The sequence below is a fragment of the Blautia coccoides genome, from assembly GCF_034355335.1.
GTDB lineage: Bacteria > Bacillota > Clostridia > Lachnospirales > Lachnospiraceae > Blautia > Blautia producta.
The window spans coordinates 3764155-3781413 of the sequence record NZ_CP136422.1; the positions used below are offsets into that span (position 1 = coordinate 3764155).

Consider the following 17259-nt stretch of genomic DNA (forward strand, 5'->3'; position numbering starts at 1 on the left):
ATTATAAGCAAAAGAGGATGCCGCCAAACCCCTGGAAGATTCAGATTGAATCTGGCAGCCGGATTTAGGGCATCCGATATGTCATTAACCAATCAGGTTTTTAATCTCTTCCACCGCATCGCCCACAGATACGATCTTCTCCACCTGCTCAGTGGGGATCTCAATATCAAACTCCTCCTCAATACCCATGACGATTTGAAAAATATCCAGAGAATCGGCTCCCAGGTCTTCTACAAATGTGGTCTCCATGGTAACCTCCTGTGTGTCCACATTTAAAACCTCTGCAATAATCTTCTGTAATTTTTCCAGTTCCATCTCTTTTCCTCCTTATGTTTCTTTCTTTTTATCTGTTTCCGTCTGCTTCCGGTACTTTCACGGAATGCGGCCACCCTTTATATTGATGAAATGATATTCTTTCCGATCCGCTCACTGATATTTTGTTCCTTGAACGAGATACACTGTATGATGGAGTTTTTTACCTCCATGGACTTTGAACTTCCGTGGCATTTCACCACAAGCCCCTTGAGTCCTAAAAGCGGCGCTCCGCCGTACTCGCTGGCATCAAAGCTTTTTAATGTGGATTTGAGTGCCGTTTTTACAAGAAGGGCACCTATTTTGCTGCGCAGAGTCGTCATCATACCCTGCTTTACCTTTGAGATCAAAGTGGCTCCCACACCCTCGTATAGCTTCAGGATCACGTTGCCCACAAAGGCCTCCGTAACAATGACATCCGCCGCGCCGTTTGGGATCTCTCTGGCCTCAATACTTCCGATAAAATTAATGTCCTCACATTCTTTCAGCAGCGGATAGGTCTCTTTTACCAGGGCGTTTCCCTTTTCTTCCTCAACGCCTATGTTCACGATTCCCACCCGGGGCTTTTTGACACCCATAACATGTTCCATGTAAATGGAACCCATGCGGGCAAACTGTACCAGATGAGAAGAGCGGGCATCCACGTTGGCACCGCAGTCTATCAAGAGAGACACACCGTCTCTTGTGGGGATCAGCGGAGCCAGAGGTGCTCTCTCTACACCTTTGATCCTGCCCACAATGGTTGTCCCTCCCACCAGGATGGCTCCGGAGCTTCCTGCGGATACGAAAGCGTCTGCTTCCCCTTTCTTTACCAGCTTCATTCCCACTACAATGGAGGAATCCTTTTTGCCCCGGATCGCGGCTACCGGCGGTTCTCCTGTCTCGATCACCTGGGACGCAGGGACGATCTCAATCCTCTCCCCCGGATTGCCGCAGGCCTCCAGTTCTTTTTTTACGGCCTCTTCCTGGCCTACCAGAAGTACCTTCAGGTTTGCTTTTTCTTTCACTGCGTCCACTGCACCTTTGACAATCTCCGCCGGTGCATTGTCGCCTCCCATGGCATCCACTGCCACAATTGTCATATTCTCCATATTATGCCTCCTGTATTCTGCAAATAATTTTACCAGACATCCCATAAAACCGCAAGAGGGCTGCTGTAAAAGAAGTATCTTTTACAGCAGCCGCCATTACTGTTCACGATTTTTAACTATTTCGCAGATCTGCGTATTTACTGCATCTTCCCGTCACTGCCCAGATGATAGCCTTCCACGTCGGTATCTACTGCCATGGAACCGTCATCCTTCAGATAATACCAGGTGCTGCCTTCCTGATACCAGCCTTTTCTCATATAGCCATGATCATCAAAGGCATACCATTTGCCGTCGATCTCCAGCCACTGGCTCTTTGGGAATGTGCCGTCTCCGTAATCATACCACCAGCCTTTATCTGATTCTGTCCAGGTTCCGGAGGTCTTTTTCTCCTCCTTCTTCTCTTTCTTCTTATCCTCTGCCTTCTTCTTCTCGGCATCTTTGCTTTCCGCATCGTCGGATACGATAACCTCTGCCGTATCGCTGGTTATTCCATTGGTGGAAGAACCGATGGTGCTGGTTGCCACCACGTAATAATACATAGTCTTTGCCTCACCTGTGGGCGGTGTGAATGTATTCTTTGTCTCACCTTCCACCGGAGTTCCACCTCCGTTAGTGTTGGTCTGGCTCTGATACCACTGGTATGTGATGACACCTTTATCTGATGTCTTTGCCTCCACCTTCAGAGCCTCAGCTTTGTCTCCTGTCTTATACGTAACGGAGCCACTCAGATTCGCGGTAAATTCCGGTTTTGCAACTTCAACTTCCGGTTCCTGAGTCTTATTCTCCTCTTCCTTATCACTATTTTTCTCTGTATTATCCGGCTTGGGGTCTGTCTTCTCCAGCACCTTGTCCATCACCTTTTCCCCGCTGCAGCCCGTCACGGCAAAAGTAAGGCATCCGACTGCAAGAAGCAGAATCCCTTTCTTCAACCATTTATTCATTCGTCTTCCTCCTTTTAATAGAAAAGCAATAACTATTCTGCGTAATGTCAGTTATATATTAACTTGTTTTCACATAAATCGCAAGGTTTTTTATGATTTTATTACAAAAATATTACAAAAAGGCCTCCTGGTTGTCCAGAAGGCCTTTCTCATGCATGAAGGATCCGCAGCTATTCGGTCAGCCGAATAGTTCTGATTATTCTTCACCCATTTTGATGATTTCTTTTTTGTTGTAACTTCCGCAAGCTTTGCATACTCTGTGTGGCATCATTAAAGCTCCACATTTGCTGCATTTTACTAAGTTCGGAGCGCTCATTTTCCAGTTTGCTCTTCTTTTATCTCTTCTTGCTTTAGAAGTTTTATTTTTTGGACAGATGGACATAGTTACACCTCCTTAAATTTGCTAAATATATCACGGATTGCTGCCATTCTCGGATCGAGGCTTTCCTGCTCACAGGAACAGGGGCCGTCATTTAAATCTTTGCCGCAATGGCTGCAGATTCCCTTGCAGTCCTCTTTACACAGGACCCGTAAAGGCCAACGGATTAAAATCTCATTATGCACTAACTGCTCAACATCCAGGCTACAACCTGTGACATAATTCATTTCATCTAAGTCTTTTATCCTGTCTTCCTCCGAAACCTTCATATCCATATCTCTTTCCAGTGTAAATGGAAAATCCACCGGGACCTCTTTTAAACAGCGGTCGCAGGGAATGGACAGAGTAACACTGCCTCTTGCTTCCAGACGCAGAACCTTTTTGCCAGTATTCGTAATAGTAAGAATCACAGGCTCTTTATCCTTCACAGGAAAGCTGCCCAGTTTCGATTGAAAGGAATCCATGGAAACAGGCGCTTCTATGACCTGTGTCTTTCCTTCCAGGGATAAAATTTCTGATAAATCAATTAGCATAATAGTCTCCTAATCACACCTAGTAAATTATACATAGGGATTTTCTATTTGTCAACTATTATTTCTGATTCTTGACTAATTCTGCTGTTTCCTGACAGATTGCAAGCTCTTCGTTGGTGGGAACTACGGCAACTTTCACTTTGGAATCTGCTGTGGAGATGATCACGTTCTCTCCGCGCTTCTGGTTTGCTTCCTCGTCCAGAGTGATACCCAGATAGGAAAGGCTCTTAACCACTGTCTCACGGACCGGAATGGCATTCTCACCGATACCGCCTGTAAAAGCGATGGCATCCACGCCGTTCATAGCTGCCGCATAGGAACCGATGTATTTTACAATGCGGTAGCACAGGCAGTCAACAGCTCTCTTGGCATCCGGATTGCCCTGCTCTCTCGCTTCGTTCAAGTCACGGAAATCGCTGGACAGGCCTTTTGACAGTCCTAACAGACCGGATTCTTTGTTCAGGATGCGTACCATCTCTTTTACATCGATGTTCTCTTTTCCGCAGATAAACTCCAGGACAGCCGGGTCCAGATCACCGGAACGTGTTCCCATTACAAGGCCTTCCAGAGGAGTCAAGCCCATGCTGGTATCCACACATTTACCGTTCACAACCGCACTGATGGAGGAACCGTTGCCCAGATGAGCTACGATCACTTTGGAGTTGTCCGGGTCAAGTCCCAGGAATTTAATAGTCTCTTTGGATACGAAACGATGGGAAGTTCCGTGGAAACCGTATTTGCGGACCTTGTATTTCTCATAATATTTGTAAGGGATCGCATACATGTATGCTTTCTCCGGCATGGTCTGATGGAATGCTGTGTCAAATACAGCTACGTTGGGCTTGCCGGGCATCAGTTCCATACACGCACGGATACCCATTAAGTTTGCAGGGTTGTGCAGAGGTCCCAGATCGCAGCACTCTTCAATAACAGAGATAACCTCGTCATCGATCACACAGGAGTCAGAGATTTTGGCACCGCCGTGCAGCACACGGTGACCGATGGCTTCTACTTCGTCCAGGCTCTTTAATACACCTGTGTTCGGATTTACCAATGCGTCCAGAACCATTTTGATGGCCTCTGTATGTGTGGGCATTGCTGCTTCTGTTGTCTCTTTCTCACCGCCTGCAGGCTGATATACCAGTCTTCCGTCAATACCGATACGCTCGCATAATCCTTTTGCGGCTACTTCTTCTGTGTCAGAATTGATCAACTGGAATTTCAGGGATGAACTTCCGCAGTTTACTACTAATACGTTCATGTTTTTTCCTCCGTTATCATACATCTTCACGGCTGAAACAGCCGCGTTTGGTATCATTATACATCTTTTCAAAAAATGGTACAAGGGCACCGTTTAAATTTACGGGGAAATTTTGTATTCTTTTGGGAACATGGATATAAATAATATAAAATGGTAATGTGAGGATACGGAACAGTTGTCCGCAGACAGAAAATTTGTTATATTTAATCATAAGATTAAAAGAGAACGCAGAAGGGAATACAGATCATATGAGCAGAATCACCGGAATCATTGCCGAATACAATCCTTTTCATAAGGGACACGCATACCATCTTGAGAAGGCCAGAGAACTGACCTGCGCGGATCACCTTATCGTCGTCATGAGCGGTGATTTCGTACAGAGAGGTGCCCCTGCACTGTTTGATAAGTATCTCCGCACCCGTATGGCTCTTTTGGAAGGCGCGGATCTGGTATTGGAACTTCCTGTTTCCATCGCATGTGCAAGCGCGGAGTATTTTGCCTCCGGCGCAGTCTCTGTGCTGGATCAGCTTGGCTGTGTAAACGCCCTCTGCTTCGGAAGTGAATCCGGGGATGTCAGGGCATTGACTGCGTGTGCAAAAGTCCTTTTAGAGGAGGATACAGCTTATCAGCAGCAGCTTCGTTCTCTCTTAAAAAAAGGATATTCCTTTCCCGCTGCCCGGAAAAGTGCCTTTGCCGCACTGCATCATCCGGAATGTTTCACGGAGCTTTTAGATCCCCCCAACAATATCCTCGGTTTGGAATATATAAAGGCTCTTTTGCGGTCAAACAGCCACATACAGCCAACTGCCCTGAAACGTGCCGGTGCCGGATACCATGACGGCCACCTGTCCGGTTCTCTTTCAAGCGCCACTGCGATCCGCAAGCATTTAAGGGAAAATTCTATTGAAAATGGAAGATCACTGGTCAATTACGAAGAAATCCTCACAAAAACCATGCCGGAGTCAGCCGCTTTGCTGGCAGCCCGCAGGCTTTCCTGCGAATCTCCGGTCTGGGAGGATGATTTTTCCCTGCTGCTCCGTTACAGACTGATGCTGCAATCACCAGAGGAACTTGGCACATACGCGGATCTATCTCCGGAATTAGCCAGGCGTATCCATGCCCGTCTGAATGACTTCCGAAGCTTCTCCCAGTTTTTATCACTGTTAAAGACTAGGGAGCTGACCTATACACGGATCAGCCGCGCGCTTCTGCATGTACTTCTCAACATAAAGGAGGATATGTCTCCGCTTTCCCCAGTCCCTTACGCCCGGATTTTAGGTTTCAGCAGAGCAGGCAGCGGCCTCCTTCGTGAGATCAAGGCAAACACAAGGATTCCCCTTATCACCAAAGCAGCGGATCACCGGAAGCTTCTGTCTGATTCGGCTCAGAGAAAATTTGAACAGGACTTGTTTGCTTCCAACCTGTACGAGACTGTACGCACACAAAAAAACGGGACAGTTTTTGTAAATGACATACAAAAACCTCCCGTTATCCTATAGCGTGTGTATTTACTTTTGTTTTTCTGTTCCATGACAGCAGCTGCAGTTTCCGCCGCAGCTTCCGCATGTCCTGCCTGCCTTTTTGTCCTTTACCATTTTCCTTACCACCAGGCCCACAACACAGAGCAGGATCAGAAGCACGATCATAGTTCCAGCATTCATACGATATCACCTTTCCGGACAGGCCGGAAGGCATTTACGCCTTCGCGGCTTTTCCTGTTTTCATTTTTATATCCAAAGTATTTTTTTCTTTATAGGGTCTGAACAGCAAATACAGAAATACTGCTATGATAATGACTGCCGCTACCGTTCCTATTCCAAACGCTCCGCCTTCCAGCAGATGTCCCATCTGGTAGATCACAAGAGCTGAGCAGTAAGCCAGCAGTGTCTGGTATCCAATAGCAAACCAGAACCAGCCTGCATTGTTCATTTCACGTTTGATCGCTCCCATTGCCGCAAAGCAGGGCGCGCACAAAAGGTTGAACACCAGGAAGGAGTAAGCTGCTGCTGCTGTAAAGCTGCCCGCAAGAGTTCCCCAGATTTCCGCACCGTTTTCTGCCACTTCTGAGAATCCGTAAAGGATACCAAAGGTACCGACCACATTTTCTTTTGCAACCAGTCCGGAAACTGCTGCCACAGCCGCTTTCCAGTCTCCCCATCCAAGAGGGATGAACAGCCAGGAAATGCCTTTTCCGATGGCTGCCAGCAGGGAATGATCCATATCATCCACCATGCCGAAGGAGCCGTTCTCGAATCCAAATCCTTGAGTAAACCAGATAAATATAGTGGAAAGAAGGATCACCGTACCGGCTTTTTTGATAAAGGACCAGCCTCTCTCCCACATGCTGCGCAGAACATTTCCCACGGTAGGCATATGGTATGCCGGCAGTTCCATAACGAAAGGTGCCGGGTCCCCGGAGAATTTCCTGGTCTTTTTTAAAATGATACCGGAGCAGATGATAGCCAGAACACCCACAATGTAGGCACTGGGTGCCACCCACCATGCGCCGCCGAACAGGGCACCTGCAATAAGGGCGATGATCGGCAGTTTTGCGCTGCACGGAATGAATGTGGTGGTCATAATGGTCATCTTGCGGTCTCTGTCGTTCTCTATGGTCCTTGAGGCCATGATCCCCGGAACACCGCATCCTGTCCCGATCAGCATCGGTATGAAGGATTTTCCCGAAAGGCCGAATTTACGGAAGATACGGTCCATAATAAAGGCAACACGGGCCATGTATCCGCATCCCTCCAGGAAGGCTAAAAAGAGAAACAGTACCAGCATCTGCGGCACAAATCCAAGTACAGCGCCAACGCCGGCAACGATGCCGTCCACGATCAGGCTCTGAAGCCATGCTGCGCAGTTGACAGCTTCCAATCCGTTGTTCAGCAGTTCAGGTATGGCAGGGACGTGCAGGGAAGAGATACCCAGGAAATTCCATCCGTCTGCAAACACGCCATCATTCACCCAGTCTGTGGCCCATCCGCCTACGGTACTGACAGACACATAATATACCAGTGCCATCACAGCAAAGAAGATAGGAAGGCCAAGGAAACGGTTTGTGACGATCCCGTCAATCTTATCTGAGGTGGTCATCTTCCCTCTGCTTTTTTTCGTGTATGCTTTTTTTATAACTGTTCCTATATATGTATATCTCTCATTGGTGATTATACTTTCGGAGTCATCATCCAAATCTTTTTCCACAGCAGCGATGATCGCCTCCACATCCGGCAGTCCTGTTGTGGTCTCACCGATTTTATTATCTCTCTCAAACAGCTTTACTGCGTAAAAGCGTCTCTGACCTTCCGGAATCTTGCTGTCCAGCAAAGATTCGATCTCATCCAGCGCTTCCTCCACACGTTTCTGGAATCTGTGGACCGGCGCGCCTGCACTTTTCTTTCCGGCTATACGCACCGCTTTGTCAGCCGCCTCTTTGATCCCGGTTCCCTTCAAAGCGGAGATTTCAACCACTTCACATCCAAGCTGTCTGGATAATTCTCCAATCTTTATGATATCTCCGTTTTTTTCCACCACATCCATCATGTTCACTGCCATGATCACGGGAATGCCAAGCTCCATAAGCTGGGTGGACAGATACAGATTCCTCTCCAGGTTCGTGCCATCTACAATATTCAGTATGGCGTCAGGGCGCTCTGCGATCAGATAGTTTCTGGCCACCACTTCCTCCAGTGTATAAGGAGACAGGGAATAAATCCCCGGAAGGTCCATGATGATCACATCCTTGTTTCCTTTCAGCTTTCCTTCCTTTTTTTCTACTGTAACACCGGGCCAGTTTCCCACGAACTGGTTGGACCCTGTAAGGGCATTGAACAGCGTAGTCTTACCACAGTTCGGGTTGCCGGCAAGCGCAATTTTAACTGACATCTTCTCTTCCTCCTCTATCTCTCTCCCTCTGCATAAATGTTTTGGATCCTTGTGCATAAGGCGGGCTTATCACCCCTTTATGTATTTCCGGATTAGCTTTCGCTAACCTATTTTTCAAAAAATATGGTTAGAGTATTCTAACCATAAGCCCTGAAAAAATGCCGCAGCTCTTAAGCCAGCAGCATATCTACTGAATCTCGATCATCTCCGCGTCTGCCTTCCGAAGGGAAAGCTCATAGCCTCTCACCGTAACCTCTACTGGGTCACCAAAGGGCGCTACTTTTCTCACATAGACATCCGTTCCCTTTGTGATCCCCATATCCATGATGCGGCGTTTCACAGCGCCTTCTCCGTGTAGTTTAACCACTTTGACGCTCTGTCCGCATTTTACATTCCGCAGTGTCTCCATGTCTGCATATCCTCCTCTTCCTATACAACCCCGCCTTTGATCAGGCGCGGCCCAAATCTATCTCAGAACCGGAACCTGTGTCAAACCATGATCCGGTTGGCCATCTCACTGCTGATGGCGATCCTGGAATCCTTCACGCTGACGATCACGTTTCCGCCTAACTGGGAAACAACGGTCACGTCAGTACCTGTCACAAAGCCCAGATTCTCCAGGTGACGTCTTATCTCTTCTCTGCCGCCTACTTTTTTGATCTGCTTTGTCTCTCCTGTTGAAGCCATAGTCAAAGGCATATTCATCACTCCTTCATTATCCATCGTCATCGAAGTTAGGTTTTTCTAACTGCTTATAAGTTAGCACACGCTAACATAATTTGTCAACAACTTTTTCACTTTTTCTGGTGAAAATTTCCATGAGTTAAAAAAATACAGGGACCTCGGTCCATCAACGGAACCCGGTCCCTGTATTATCACTCTGTTTTTAATTCTTAAAGCTGTGGATAGGAGCTGGTATTCTTCCGCCTCTGTTTACAAATGCTTCACAGGAGTATTGGTTCACAGGCATGATCGGCGCATAGCCCAAAAGCCCTCCGAATTCCACAGTCTCCCCCACACCTTTTCCGATAACGGGGATCAGACGAACAGCCGTTGTCTTCTGGTTCACCATACCGATGGCGCATTCATCTGCAATAATGCCGGAGATCGTGCTTGCTTTGGTGTCACCCGGTATGGCGATCATGTCCAGGCCCACAGAGCAGACGCAGGTCATGGCTTCCAGCTTCTCTATGGTCAGGGCATTGGCATTAACCGCATCGATCATACCCTGGTCCTCGCTGACCGGAATGAACGCACCGCTTAAGCCGCCCACATAGGAGGAGGCCATAACGCCGCCCTTCTTCACCTGGTCGTTGAGAAGCGCAAGGGCTGCTGTTGTACCGGGCGCGCCTGCATATTCCACACCGATCTCATGGAGAATATCCGCCACACTGTCTCCGATGGCCGGCGTAGGTGCCAGGGACAGATCCACAATGCCAAAGGGGATTCCGAGACGCTTTGACGCCTCCTGGGCTACCAGCTGGCCTACACGTGTCACTTTGAAGGCTGTCTTCTTGATGGTCTCACACAAAACCTCAAAATCTTTTCCGCGCACTTTTTCCAGAGCCGTCTTCACTACACCCGGTCCTGATACACCTACGTTGATAATGGCATCTGCCTCTGTCACTCCGTGGAAAGCACCTGCCATAAAAGGATTGTCATCCGGGGCGTTGCAGAACACCACCAGCTTTGCACATCCCAGGGAATCCTGCTCCCTTGTGGCCTGGGCAGTGGCCAGTACGATCTCTCCCATGAGCTTCACGGCATCCATGTTGATGCCTGTCTTGGAGGAGCCGAGATTGATAGAACTGCATACCCGCTCTGTGGCTGCCAGGGCTTCCGGAATGGAACGGATCAGCATTTCATCCGCCTTTGTCATGCCTTTTGAGACCAGAGCGGAATAACCGCCGATAAAGTTTACCCCTACCTCTTTTGCTGCCCGGTCCAGAGTCTCTGCCAGCGTCACGAAATCCTCCGGCGCTTTGCAGGCCGCACCGCCTACCAGTGCAATGGGGGTTACGGATATTCTCTTGTTCACAACAGGGATCCCGTACTCTCCGGAAATCTCATCGCCGGTCTCCACCAGGTTCCTTGCCAGGGTGGTGATCTTATTGTAGATTTTTCTGTTTACCTGCTGCAGGTCGGAATCAATACAATCCAGAAGGCTGATACCCATGGTAATAGTACGCACATCCAGATTTTCCTGCTCTATCATCTTATTGGTCTCATTTACTTCAAAAATGTTAATCATATTTTTCTCTTGTCCTTTCCCGGGTTCTCCAGCTTAGATTCTGTGCATTTTCGTAAAGATATCCTCATGCTGTGCGTGGATCATAACTCCGATCTCCTCACCCAGTTTGGATAACTCCTCTGAAATCCGGTCCAGCTTCTTCTCTGATCTGCTGGTGTCTGTGATCATCATCATGTTAAAATAACCGTCAATGATGGTCTGGGAAATGTCCAGGATGTTAATATTGTTCTCTGCCAAATATGTACACACTCTGGCAATGATCCCTACGGTATCCTGTCCTACTACACTGATAATTGTCTTCTTCATTTTTTTCTCCTCGCAGATGTATTCTTATTTGTATGGTGAATTTTGACCGTAACCGAGTGTATATTGAACCGTTACGGCAATCTTTTATACGGAGATCAGCTCCGATGCACAGTCTCTGTGCGCCACGGAAATCTTAAAATCTGAGGAACACCATGGATTTTCCCCCATGGTCACCTCTGAGCATACAGTCTCATAAGCCAGTGCCTCGTAGTTGTTCTCCCGGCTCAGATGACCCAGCATGATCTGTTTCATCTTGTCATGGAGCAGACGGCACAAAAGCCTGCCCGCGGACTCATTGGACAGATGGCCTCTTTCTCCTAAGATCCTCTGTTTTAAGTAATAGGGATAACTTCCCACCTGCAGCATATTCACGTCGTGGTTTGCCTCCAGCAAAAGGGCATCCAGTCCCTGTAGCTGTTCCACTATGTAATCATTATACTTGCCAAGATCCGTGGCGATCCCCACTGACTTGCCTCCATGGTTCACCCTGTAGCCCACCGGCTCTGCCGCGTCGTGGGAGATGTCAAAGGGATGTATGTCCAAATCCCCTATGGAAAAGGGTTCATCTGCCCGTATAACCCGGTACAGACCTTCCGGCATCTTGCCGAGAGTGGACATTCGCTGCATCTCCTCCATGGTTCCCTGGGTACAGTAAATAGGGATCTTATACTTTCTGGAGATAACGCCCAAACCCTTGATGTGGTCAGAGTGCTCATGGGTGATCAGGATACCGTCACAGTCCTTAGTGGTACGGTCAATGGTGTTGAGTCCCTCTTCGATCTTCTTGCCGCTGATCCCCACATCCACCAGAATGCCCGCCTTGTCGCTGCCCACATAAATACAATTACCGCTGCTTCCGCTGGCAATACTACATAGATTCATAATATGTTCTCATCCTTCGCTCAATCTGAAGATAGGTATGCGCCACATCTTCGTCGTTATATAGTAAAAAGTCACACCTGGCTTCAAACTCATCCTCAGACATCTGATTTTCCATCACTCTTTGGGCTTTTTCCTCAGAATAACCCCTGTCCCGGCGAAGTCTCTCCATGCGCACTTCTTTTTCGCAATAAATATACCACATTTCATCATAAATTTCATCATAATTATCTTCTAATAATAAAGCTGCCTCAATAAAGAAGAATTCTGTCTCCTCTTTTTTGGAGCGTTCGATCTCTTTGACAATATATTTCTTCACTGCCGGGTGAATGATCTTATTCAGTTTTTCCAGCATATCCTTCTTTTCAAATACGATCTGCGCGATGGTTTCTCTGTTGAGAGACCCGTCCTCATTCACGATCCAGTCTCCAAAAAGCCGGACAACCGGCTCATAGCACGCCTGTCCGGGCATCATCAGCAGATGCCCCACGTCATCTGCCTTTACCACCCGCGCGTCAAAATGCTCTTCAATATAATTTAGTACAAAGCTTTTCCCGGAGCCTACCCCTCCGGTCACACCTATGACTCTCATAACAATTCCTCCTTTATCCGTTGTACTCCCCTTATAACAGTTCAGGTATCTGAGCTGCCGTGTCTGCTCTGATCTGCGTATTTATTTTGCCTCGTACCAGTTGCTGCCTATATGCATATCAATCTCCAGTGATACAGCCAGACTGGCGGCATTTTTCATCTCTTTTTCCAGGATCGCGGATACCTGCTCCTTTTCCTCCTCTGCTGTCTCCACCAGAAGTTCATCGTGCACCTGCAGAAGCAGACGTGATCTCAGATTCTGTTCTTTCAACGCTTTCCATACCCGTATCATGGCGATCTTGATAATATCAGCCGCGGTCCCCTGGATCGGCGAATTCATGGCTACACGCTCGCCGAAGGATCGCTGCATAAAATTGCTGGATTTTAACTCAGGAACAGGACGTCTTCTGCCGAACATGGTGGTCACATATCCCTTCTCTTTTGCCTCTGCCACCAGCCCGTCCAGAAATCCTTTGATTTTCGGGTATGTCTCAAAATATTTTTCTATATACTGGGCCGCCTCTTTCCTGGTGATGCTCAGATCCTGGGAAAGGCCAAAGGAACTGATCCCATAGACGATCCCAAAGTTGACAGCCTTGGCATTGCGCCTCTGCAGATCCGTCACCTCATCAAAAGGCACGTGGAATACCTGGGACGCAGTCATACGATGGATATCCTGAGCCTCCTGATAGGCCTGGATCAGCTTTTCATCCCCTGACATATGGGCCAGCACACGAAGCTCGATCTGGGAATAATCCGCATCGGTAAACACATATCCGTCTTTTGGGATAAACACCTTCCGGATCAACCTTCCGAGTTCCATACGAATGGGGATATTCTGCAGGTTCGGCTCTGTGCTGCTGATACGCCCCGTGGCGGTGATGGTCTGGTTAAAGGTGGAATGGATTCTCTCATCCTCCCCGATATAGACTGCAAGACCGTCCGCATAGGTGGATTTCAGCTTTGCAAGCTGTCTGTATTCCAGGATATCGGCCACCAGCTTATGATCAGGTGCCAGTTTCTCCAGCACATCCGCTGCTGTGGAATATCCTGTCTTTGTCTTCTTGCCGCCGGGCAGCTGCAGCTTCTCAAATAAAATGACTCCAAGCTGTTTTGGAGAATTGATATTGAATTCCTCCCCTGCCTCCCTGTAGATTTCTTTTTCCAGCTCCTGGATCCTCACATAGAGCTGGTCCCCATACTCTTTTAAGGCCTGGGCATTTACACGGATTCCCTCCTTCTCCATATCGGAGAGGGTAAAGAGAAGCGGCATCTCTATATCAGTGAACAGGTGCAGCATCTTGGTCTCCTCCAGGGCCTTTTTAAGGGGTTCCCTGCTTTTCAGGGCCACATATGCCATGTAGCAGACAGATAAGGCAGCCTGTTCCTCCTGTTCTTTCATTCCCTTTGTATAATTCAGTTTTCCCAGCAGATCTTCCTTGGCGGGAAGCATTTCTCCCAGGTACTCCTTGGCAATGTCGTCGTAAGTGTAGGAAGATTTCAGCGGGTTTAACAGATACGCTGCGATCCCCGCATCAAACATCTTTGTATGGTTCTCCAGATCCATCTGGCGCAGCATGGACTTTACATCAAGGGAGGAGACCATGGCAGCCTCCCGGCAAAGCATCTGTGCCTGTTCAAGCAGATAAGGCTCCGTCAGAAATCCCTGGGGCAGGAAGCAGTATGACACAACACTGTCCTCCTCCTGCCAGGCAAGACCCAGTCCCAGAAACGCCCCGTTTTCCTTCAAAATATGAAGTCCCAGCTCCGGTTTTTTCTTGGCTTTTGCAAAGATTTCCTCTGCTTTATCAAGCTCTGTCACAGTGGAAAAGCTTTTCTGAGCCTCTGCCGGGGCACTGGTATCCTCAAAACGGGAAAGGAAGTTTTTGAATTCCAGTTCTTTGAAAAACTCATAGGCTTCCTGGGTATAAAAATCCCTGATCCGCGCATTTTCCCAGTCGTACTCCACAGGGCTGTCCGTGTTGATGGTAGCCAGCTTTTTACTTAAAACAGCCAGATCATAATGCTCCAAAAAAGCATTTTTTGCCTTGTTAGGCTTAATGTCCTCTGCATGGGCGTGGGCATTTTCCACACTTCCGTATTCCAGCAGGATTTTCGTTGCCGTCTTCTCTCCCACTCCCGGAAGCCCCGGGATATTGTCAGACGCATCGCCCATGAGTGCTTTCAGCTCAATGATCTGCTCCGGGCTTAACTGATATTTTTCCTTTACATCATCTGCGAAATAATCCTCCACTGTGGTCTTGCCAAACCTGGTCTTGGGGATCCTGATGCAGATATGGCTGCTGGCAAGCTGCAGAAGATCCCTGTCCCCGGAGAGGACGGTCACTTCCATGCCCTTTGCCTCACTTTTCTTTGCAAGGGTTCCAAGGAGGTCATCTGCCTCATACCCCTCCATGGAGATCATGCAGACACCCATGGCGGCCAGCACGTCCTTCATCACCGGTACCTGCTCCCTTAACTCCTGGGGCATTGGCTTTCTGGTGCCTTTGTAAGCATCGTACATCTCATGCCTGAAAGTAGGCGCGTGCAGATCAAAAGCCACCGTCAGATAATCCGGTTTCTCCTCCTCTATGGTCTTAAACAGAATGTTTAAAAAACCATATATGGCATTGGTGTGAAGCCCCTCTGCGTTGGTAAGTTCAGGCAGGCCGTAATAAGCTCTGTTCAGTATACTATGTCCGTCTATCAGCAGGATTTTTTCGCTCATTTTAATCTCCTTCTTGGTCAATATCCTTCTATCCGCCGCTGTTTGCGGAGGGCATAGCGCTTCTCTCCGCCCTCCCATTCGGCTCTCTCCGCCTCAGTCTCTACCAGAAGTCCCGGCACCGGTATGGGATGCTGGCAGTCATCTACTGCCACCATGACTACATAGGCCCGGTTAATGATTTTTCTGGTCCCCTGGCGGCTCTCCACATAGGTATCCACCCGTACTTCCATGGAAGTACGCCCCACATGGGTGATCTTTCCTCTCAGGACGATCACATCGTCCACAGAGGCACTCTCCTTAAAATTCAAATTATCTATGGCAGCAGTCGTGATCTCAGATTCGCTGTGCCGCATGGCTACAATACTGGCGATCTCGTCGATCCAGCCCATGAGCTGCCCGCCGAAAAGCTTGCCGTAGCCATTCAGATACTTGGGACGCATGAGATACGTCTGCTCCGTCTGGGAATCTGCCACTCTTTTTTCCTTCATATTCTGTATTCACACTCTCTTCTGTCAGCAATATAGTTTAGTATAGCATATCTTTAACAAAAAAGACAGGCGCTCGACCTGTCTTTTTTGTATCTTATTATAACCAATAATCTATAATGTAGCAAGGAATTTTTTGAACGCAGCCCTTCCCTCAGGAGTGCATTTGTACACGCCTGCATCCTCCAGCACCTTGACAAAGACCTGTCCTACCTCCTCCTGGAGAATATCCATCACATTGTTCTCATTGATATCCCCGTATTTTGGCAGGAATTCTTTTACCCAGTCGGCATGCTTTTCCAGCATCTCATTTTCTGCCGGATCTCTGCCCTCCAGAATGTAGGATGCCAGCAGTTCCAGCTCGTCTTTCAGCCTTGCGGGAAGTACCGCCAGCCCCATAACCTCAATGAGACCGATGTTCTCTTTTTTGATATGATGGTACTCCGCATGAGGATGATAGACACCCAGGGGGTGCTCCTCTGTGGTGATATTGTTTCTGAGTGTCAGATCCAGTTCAAAGGTATCTCCCACTTTTCTGGCAATGGGGGTGATGGTATTGTGAGGCTCCCCGTCCGTCTCAGCAAAGATGAAGGCCTCCTCGTCTGTATAGCCTCTCCAGTTCTCAAGTACATGCGCTGCCAGATCTATGAGGCGCTTCTCGTCCTTATGACGGATACGAAGCACAGACAGGGGCCAGTGTACAATGCCTGCCTCCACGTCCTCATACCCGGGTATGACAACACTCTCCTCCATGGGTGCTTTCGCCATGGCAAAGGTATAATGTCCGCCCTGGAAGTGATCATGGCTTAAGATAGAGCCGCCCACTATAGGCAGATCCGCATTGGACCCCAGGAAATAGTGAGGAAACAGTTTTACAAAGTCAAAGAGCTTTACAAAAGCGTTCCTCTCGATTTTCATAGGGACATGCTGTCCGTTAAACACGATGCAGTGTTCATTGTAATATACATAAGGGGAATACTGGAATCCCCACCCACTCTCATTGATGGTGATCGGTATGATCCTGTGGTTTTCTCTGGCCGGATGGTTCAGGCGGCCTGCGTATCCCTCGTTCTCCATGCAGAGAAGGCATTTGGGATAGCTGCTCTGTTTTGCGTTTTTAGCCGCTGCAATGGCTTTTGGGTCTTTTTCCGGTTTTGAAAGATTGATAGTGATGTCAATGGTGCCGTAAGGGCTGTCCACTGTCCATTTTCTATCCTTTTTAATACGGTAGCGGCGGATATAATCGCTGTCCTGGCTCAGCTTGTAGAAGAAATCTGTAGCTGTCTCCGGGGATTTCTCATATTCCTTCCAGAATTTATCCTGCACCTGTGCCGGACGCGGCATGAGACAGTTCATGATCTTTGTGTCAAACAAATCGCGGTAACCGATGCTGTCCTCGATCAGGCCGCGTTTTACAGCCTCGCAAAGCAGCTCGTCCAGGGTTTCCTCCAGATCCACATCTCTGTACTCCTCCTCAGGCTCCTCGTAGTCGTCCTGACGGAACAGGTCCAGAAGCAGGTTGATGGTATAATTTCTCTCACACGCAGGCACCAGGCCTGTCTCCAATCCGTACTGCACAAGTTTTTTAATACTGTTGTTCAACATAGTATTTCCCCT

The 17259-nt window shown here is 48.3% G+C and carries 18 protein-coding genes; 1 reads left to right on the forward strand and 17 read right to left on the reverse strand.

Features of this window, described 5'->3' with window-relative positions; all coding sequences use genetic code 11:
- Positions 1-84: 84 nt before the first annotated feature.
- From acpP to BLCOC_RS16945, 6 genes are all read right to left on the reverse strand, one after another.
- Positions 85-315, reverse strand: a complete 231-nt coding sequence (gene acpP, locus BLCOC_RS16920; protein WP_018597463.1) for an acyl carrier protein — start codon at positions 313-315, stop codon at positions 85-87.
- A 77-nt stretch (positions 316-392) separates the two neighbouring features.
- Positions 393-1403 (reverse strand): phosphate acyltransferase PlsX, encoded by a 1011-nt coding sequence (gene plsX / locus BLCOC_RS16925; RefSeq protein WP_115622845.1) that lies wholly within the window; start codon positions 1401-1403, stop codon positions 393-395.
- 137 nt (positions 1404-1540) lie between these two features.
- Complete coding sequence (locus BLCOC_RS16930; RefSeq protein ID WP_226826847.1) at positions 1541-2344, reverse strand: hypothetical protein; 804 nt, start codon at positions 2342-2344, stop codon at positions 1541-1543.
- Positions 2345-2540: 196 nt separating this feature from the next.
- Positions 2541-2726, reverse strand: coding sequence for a 50S ribosomal protein L32 (rpmF, locus tag BLCOC_RS16935; RefSeq protein ID WP_018597460.1), 186 nt, complete (start codon positions 2724-2726; stop codon positions 2541-2543).
- Positions 2727-2728: 2 nt separating this feature from the next.
- Positions 2729-3256, reverse strand: a complete 528-nt coding sequence (locus BLCOC_RS16940) for a YceD family protein (protein WP_029468658.1) — start codon at positions 3254-3256, stop codon at positions 2729-2731.
- Between the two features lie 58 nt (positions 3257-3314).
- On the reverse strand, positions 3315-4517 hold the full coding sequence (locus BLCOC_RS16945; RefSeq protein ID WP_026255683.1) for an acetate/propionate family kinase: 1203 nt from the start codon (positions 4515-4517) through the stop codon (positions 3315-3317).
- A 248-nt stretch (positions 4518-4765) separates the two neighbouring features.
- Between BLCOC_RS16945 and BLCOC_RS16950 the strand changes: the two genes are divergently transcribed.
- Positions 4766-6016, forward strand: a complete 1251-nt coding sequence (locus BLCOC_RS16950) for a nucleotidyltransferase (RefSeq protein WP_115625430.1) — start codon at positions 4766-4768, stop codon at positions 6014-6016.
- Positions 6017-6025: 9 nt separating this feature from the next.
- On the opposite strand, the gene BLCOC_RS16955 is transcribed toward BLCOC_RS16950, so the two are convergent.
- The 11 genes from BLCOC_RS16955 to galT form a co-directional block, all read right to left on the reverse strand.
- Positions 6026-6178: a FeoB-associated Cys-rich membrane protein gene (locus BLCOC_RS16955; RefSeq protein ID WP_018597456.1), complete on the reverse strand. Its 153-nt coding sequence runs from the start codon at positions 6176-6178 to the stop codon at positions 6026-6028.
- Between the two features lie 34 nt (positions 6179-6212).
- Positions 6213-8402, reverse strand: coding sequence for a ferrous iron transport protein B (gene feoB, locus BLCOC_RS16960; protein WP_115622846.1), 2190 nt, complete (start codon positions 8400-8402; stop codon positions 6213-6215).
- A 187-nt stretch (positions 8403-8589) separates the two neighbouring features.
- On the reverse strand, positions 8590-8811 hold the full coding sequence (locus tag BLCOC_RS16965; RefSeq protein WP_018597454.1) for a FeoA family protein: 222 nt from the start codon (positions 8809-8811) through the stop codon (positions 8590-8592).
- 80 nt (positions 8812-8891) lie between these two features.
- The gene (locus BLCOC_RS16970; RefSeq protein WP_018597453.1) at positions 8892-9101 is read right to left on the reverse strand and encodes a FeoA family protein; all 210 of its coding nucleotides are present in this window, start codon (positions 9099-9101) and stop codon (positions 8892-8894) included.
- 187 nt (positions 9102-9288) lie between these two features.
- The gene (locus tag BLCOC_RS16975; RefSeq protein ID WP_018597452.1) at positions 9289-10653 is read right to left on the reverse strand and encodes a PFL family protein; all 1365 of its coding nucleotides are present in this window, start codon (positions 10651-10653) and stop codon (positions 9289-9291) included.
- 33 nt (positions 10654-10686) lie between these two features.
- Positions 10687-10959 (reverse strand): ACT domain-containing protein, encoded by a 273-nt coding sequence (locus tag BLCOC_RS16980; RefSeq protein ID WP_018597451.1) that lies wholly within the window; start codon positions 10957-10959, stop codon positions 10687-10689.
- Between the two features lie 84 nt (positions 10960-11043).
- A complete protein-coding gene (locus BLCOC_RS16985; RefSeq protein ID WP_115622847.1) occupies positions 11044-11841 on the reverse strand; it encodes an MBL fold metallo-hydrolase in 798 nt (265 codons plus the stop codon).
- The gene (gene coaE / locus BLCOC_RS16990) at positions 11828-12430 is read right to left on the reverse strand and encodes a dephospho-CoA kinase (protein WP_115622848.1); all 603 of its coding nucleotides are present in this window, start codon (positions 12428-12430) and stop codon (positions 11828-11830) included. Before coaE ends, BLCOC_RS16985 begins: the two co-directional genes overlap by 14 nt.
- A gap of 81 nt (positions 12431-12511) precedes the next feature.
- The gene (gene polA, locus BLCOC_RS16995) at positions 12512-15157 is read right to left on the reverse strand and encodes a DNA polymerase I (protein ID WP_115622849.1); all 2646 of its coding nucleotides are present in this window, start codon (positions 15155-15157) and stop codon (positions 12512-12514) included.
- Between the two features lie 17 nt (positions 15158-15174).
- On the reverse strand, positions 15175-15645 hold the full coding sequence (locus tag BLCOC_RS17000) for an acyl-CoA thioesterase (RefSeq protein WP_018597447.1): 471 nt from the start codon (positions 15643-15645) through the stop codon (positions 15175-15177).
- 111 nt (positions 15646-15756) lie between these two features.
- Complete coding sequence (gene galT, locus BLCOC_RS17005) at positions 15757-17247, reverse strand: UDP-glucose--hexose-1-phosphate uridylyltransferase (protein WP_115622850.1); 1491 nt, start codon at positions 17245-17247, stop codon at positions 15757-15759.
- Positions 17248-17259: the final 12 nt, after the last annotated feature.

Bases quoted from the DNA above. Each gene is read 5' to 3' on its own strand.
- acpP (WP_018597463.1), bottom strand. From the start codon at position 315: ATGGAACTGGAAAAATTACAGAAGATTATTGCAGAGGTTTTAAATGTG.
- plsX (WP_115622845.1), bottom strand. From the start codon at position 1,403: ATGGAGAATATGACAATTGTGGCAGTGGATGCCATGGGAGGCGACAAT.
- BLCOC_RS16930 (WP_226826847.1), bottom strand. From the start codon at position 2,344: ATGAATAAATGGTTGAAGAAAGGGATTCTGCTTCTTGCAGTCGGATGC.
- rpmF (WP_018597460.1), bottom strand. From the start codon at position 2,726: ATGTCCATCTGTCCAAAAAATAAAACTTCTAAAGCAAGAAGAGATAAA.
- BLCOC_RS16940 (WP_029468658.1), bottom strand. From the start codon at position 3,256: ATGCTAATTGATTTATCAGAAATTTTATCCCTGGAAGGAAAGACACAG.
- BLCOC_RS16945 (WP_026255683.1), bottom strand. From the start codon at position 4,517: ATGAACGTATTAGTAGTAAACTGCGGAAGTTCATCCCTGAAATTCCAG.
- BLCOC_RS16950 (WP_115625430.1), top strand. From the start codon at position 4,766: ATGAGCAGAATCACCGGAATCATTGCCGAATACAATCCTTTTCATAAG.
- BLCOC_RS16955 (WP_018597456.1), bottom strand. From the start codon at position 6,178: ATGAATGCTGGAACTATGATCGTGCTTCTGATCCTGCTCTGTGTTGTG.
- feoB (WP_115622846.1), bottom strand. From the start codon at position 8,402: ATGTCAGTTAAAATTGCGCTTGCCGGCAACCCGAACTGTGGTAAGACT.
- BLCOC_RS16965 (WP_018597454.1), bottom strand. From the start codon at position 8,811: ATGGAGACACTGCGGAATGTAAAATGCGGACAGAGCGTCAAAGTGGTT.
- BLCOC_RS16970 (WP_018597453.1), bottom strand. From the start codon at position 9,101: ATGCCTTTGACTATGGCTTCAACAGGAGAGACAAAGCAGATCAAAAAA.
- BLCOC_RS16975 (WP_018597452.1), bottom strand. From the start codon at position 10,653: ATGATTAACATTTTTGAAGTAAATGAGACCAATAAGATGATAGAGCAG.
- BLCOC_RS16980 (WP_018597451.1), bottom strand. From the start codon at position 10,959: ATGAAGAAGACAATTATCAGTGTAGTAGGACAGGATACCGTAGGGATC.
- BLCOC_RS16985 (WP_115622847.1), bottom strand. From the start codon at position 11,841: ATGAATCTATGTAGTATTGCCAGCGGAAGCAGCGGTAATTGTATTTAT.
- coaE (WP_115622848.1), bottom strand. From the start codon at position 12,430: ATGAGAGTCATAGGTGTGACCGGAGGGGTAGGCTCCGGGAAAAGCTTT.
- polA (WP_115622849.1), bottom strand. From the start codon at position 15,157: ATGAGCGAAAAAATCCTGCTGATAGACGGACATAGTATACTGAACAGA.
- BLCOC_RS17000 (WP_018597447.1), bottom strand. From the start codon at position 15,645: ATGAAGGAAAAAAGAGTGGCAGATTCCCAGACGGAGCAGACGTATCTC.
- galT (WP_115622850.1), bottom strand. From the start codon at position 17,247: ATGTTGAACAACAGTATTAAAAAACTTGTGCAGTACGGATTGGAGACA.